General features: G+C 61.9%; 5 protein-coding genes. All 5 read right to left on the reverse strand.

Annotation, left to right across the window (positions count from 1 at the left end; all coding sequences use genetic code 11):
* Positions 1-250, reverse strand: a 250-nt coding sequence (locus AC1DYM_RS22850) for a DUF4242 domain-containing protein (protein WP_477342322.1), incomplete at its 3' end; no start/stop codon positions are given.
* Between the two features lie 91 nt (positions 251-341).
* Positions 342-689 carry a zinc ribbon domain-containing protein YjdM gene (locus AC1DYM_RS22855; RefSeq protein ID WP_477342323.1) on the reverse strand — a complete coding sequence of 116 codons (348 nt, stop codon included), beginning with the start codon at positions 687-689 and terminating at the stop codon, positions 342-344.
* A 111-nt stretch (positions 690-800) separates the two neighbouring features.
* Positions 801-1,121, reverse strand: a complete 321-nt coding sequence (locus AC1DYM_RS22860; protein WP_477342325.1) for a DMT family transporter — start codon at positions 1,119-1,121, stop codon at positions 801-803.
* A gap of 10 nt (positions 1,122-1,131) precedes the next feature.
* Positions 1,132-1,587 carry a carboxymuconolactone decarboxylase family protein gene (locus AC1DYM_RS22865; RefSeq protein ID WP_477342327.1) on the reverse strand — a complete coding sequence of 152 codons (456 nt, stop codon included), beginning with the start codon at positions 1,585-1,587 and terminating at the stop codon, positions 1,132-1,134.
* Positions 1,588-1,668: 81 nt separating this feature from the next.
* Positions 1,669-2,897, reverse strand: a 1,229-nt coding sequence (gene pdxR / locus AC1DYM_RS22870) for a MocR-like pyridoxine biosynthesis transcription factor PdxR (protein ID WP_477342329.1), incomplete at its 5' end; no start/stop codon positions are given.

Below are 2,897 nucleotides of genomic sequence, written 5' to 3' on the forward strand. Positions count from 1 at the left end.
GCCCCACCTCACGGATGGCTTCGGGGCTGGGAGCGTCGTAAACGCAGAAGGTGCGCGTCCTGTCTGCGCTCACGTACGAGTGCACCCAGGTGACGCCTTCTTCGGCGTTGGTGTTGACGATCTTCCGGCAGAGGCGGTCGCCTTCCTCGTTGGTGGGAAGGTGCAATTTGCCAGGAAAGTCTCGTTCGACGATGTAGCGAGCCATAGCGATCTCCTTGATGGAATACAACTCAAGGTCGAGCTGCGACATCAGACTACGAATCGGCTGCCTCCCCAACATCGGGGATTTCCCCCAGATTGGGGCCGGGTGCCCCTCAATTTGCGGCGTGCTGACCGGGCTCTCAAGCTTTCTTGAGGAAACAGGTCTTCAGCACCAGCCCCTTGATCTTGTCCGAGTTGCCTTCGATGTGTTCGGCATCGCCTTCGACCAGCCGAATGTTGCGGATCATCGAACCCTGCTTGAGGGGAATGGATGAGCCTTTCACCTTCAGGTCCTTGATCACGACCACGCTGTCCCCGCTGACCAGGACATTCCCGTTGACATCGCGAACGACGATATCGCCGTCCTCGGCCTTCGTCGAACGCTGGGGCCATTCGTGCGAACAATCCGGGCAAACGTACATGTCGGCGTCCGGGTAGGTGTTTTCCATGCCGCAAACCGGACAGGCGGGAATATCGGATGCTTCCAAAGCGCTCTCTCTTCTCGGGTCGAACGGGACAGGCACGCGCGCTCACGTGCGTGTCTGCCCATTCTATCAGCCCCGTCCATGCCTTCTCATCGACGGGCCACCTGGATCGCCTCAGCTGCCCGACACCAGCTTGAGCCCGATGACGCCACCAAGGATCAGCGCGATGCAAAGCAACCGCATGGGCGCCGCCGAATCGCCGAGCAGCGCGATGCCCATGATGGCGGTGCCGGCCGCACCGATGCCCGTCCAGACGGCGTACCCCGTACCCACGGGAAGCGTACGCAACGAGATCGAAAGCAGCACGACGCTCGACAGACCCGTGACCACCGTAAGGACAGCGGGCAGCCACCGGGAAAAACCCATCGACGACTTCAGGAAGAACGCGAAGCCGATCTCCAGCACGCCAGCGAGGCTGAGCCATATCCAGGGCATGTCGGTTGCCTCACGCCTTGCCGACGGCGACAGGGGTCGAGCGGAAGGCAACGCCAAACCGGTTGAATGCATTCATCAGGCCGATGGCGTAAGTGAGATCGGCGAGCTCGGCGCCATTGAACTCACCGGCGACCGCTTCGTAGTCCGCGTCGGGGATGCCGGTCGTCGATACGTTGGTCACGGTTTCCGCCCATGCGAGCGCCCTCTTCTCACGCATGGTGAAAACATTGCCTGCGTCGTGCCAGACAGGAACCAGTACGAGCTTTTCCACGTCGAGTCCGGATTTGAGCAGGTCACGCGAATGCATGTCGATGCAGAACGCGCAGCCGTTGATCTGCGATACGCGCAGGTACACGAGATCGATGAGTGCCTTCGGCAGGCTCCCCTTGAGCACGGTGAGATACACGCCGCCGAATGCCTTGTAGCCGTCGGGCGATGCGTTGGAGTAGTCGATGCGCTGGTTCATGGCGGTACTTCACGTTGGGAGGATGACGTTATCGTCTACCCTCTTGGTCCATACAAGAAGATCCATGTACCGCATTACGTACTAGGCCATGATATCCAGCATGCGTTTTCCCAGGGCCTCTGCTTTGATCTGCGATTCGACGTTCGTGAAGTTAAGGAGCAACGCCGAGGTACCGTCACGGCGTGAGCTCCAGTCGGTCAACGCCTCTGCGTACAGGCCAGCGTCGAGCATGCGTGCCACCAGCCGGCGATCGGAACGCCGGGCCAGAAGTCGCAGGATAAGGTGCATGCCGCCAGGCTGGCTGTCCACGCTCACGTATTTGCCCAGCACGTTCACCAGCCCCGCCGCCGTCACGTCGCGACGCTCGCCGTAGAGCTTGCGCATCCGCTGGATATGCCTCGCAAAGTGTCCTTCATGGATGAAAGCAGAGACGACGGCTTGCATGAGCCACGAGCTGCCAGCGGCAACGATCTCGCTGACGTCATTGAAACGCTCAACCTGGTTTTCGGGCACGACGAGATAGGCGAGGCGAATGCTGGGGAACAACACCTTGCTGAAGGTTCCCGCGTAAAGCACACGCCCTTCCCTGTCGAGGCTCTTCAGGGCCGGCAAGGGCCGGCTGACATACCGGTATTCGCCGTCGTAGTCGTCCTCGATGATCCATGCCTGGTTTCGCGTCGCCCAGTCCAGCAGCGCCCAGCGTCTGGCCAGCGACAAGGACACGCATAGCGGGCTTTGATGCGCCGGCGTAACCACGGCAGCACGAGCGCGCGGAGCGAGCCGCAAGCCTTCGGCGACGACAATGCCCTCCTGGTCTACTGGGACGGGGACGGTCGCGATCCGCATGTGACCAAGCAATTCGCGGGTCGGTGGATAGCCTGGGTCCTCCGTCCAGACCTTGTCGCCGGCTTTCATCAGTGCTTGCGCGATGAGGGACAACGTGTGGCGGTAGCCGGAGGTGACAAAGACCTGCGACGGCGAACAGGCGATGCCACGCGACACCTGCAGGTACGCAGCGATCTGCGCGCGGAGTTCGGGCAGGCCCTGCACGGCAGGATGAACCATCTCGGACGGTTGCATYTCGCGGGCGCAGCGCGCGCCGAGTCGTGCCCACACCTTGCGTGGGAACGCATCGAGAGCGGGCAGACCCATCTGGAAGGGCCGTATCGAATCCGGACGAAAGCTGCTTGCGACGCGCTTGGGCGGGACTGGCGCGGCGGTTCGCACCGGTGCCATCGGCATGAGATCGGGCGTAACGATCGTTCCGGCCTGGCCGCGGGACTGGATGTAACCTTCGGCCATCAGCAGGG

This window comes from Luteibacter sp. P1_D3 (assembly GCF_056406135.1).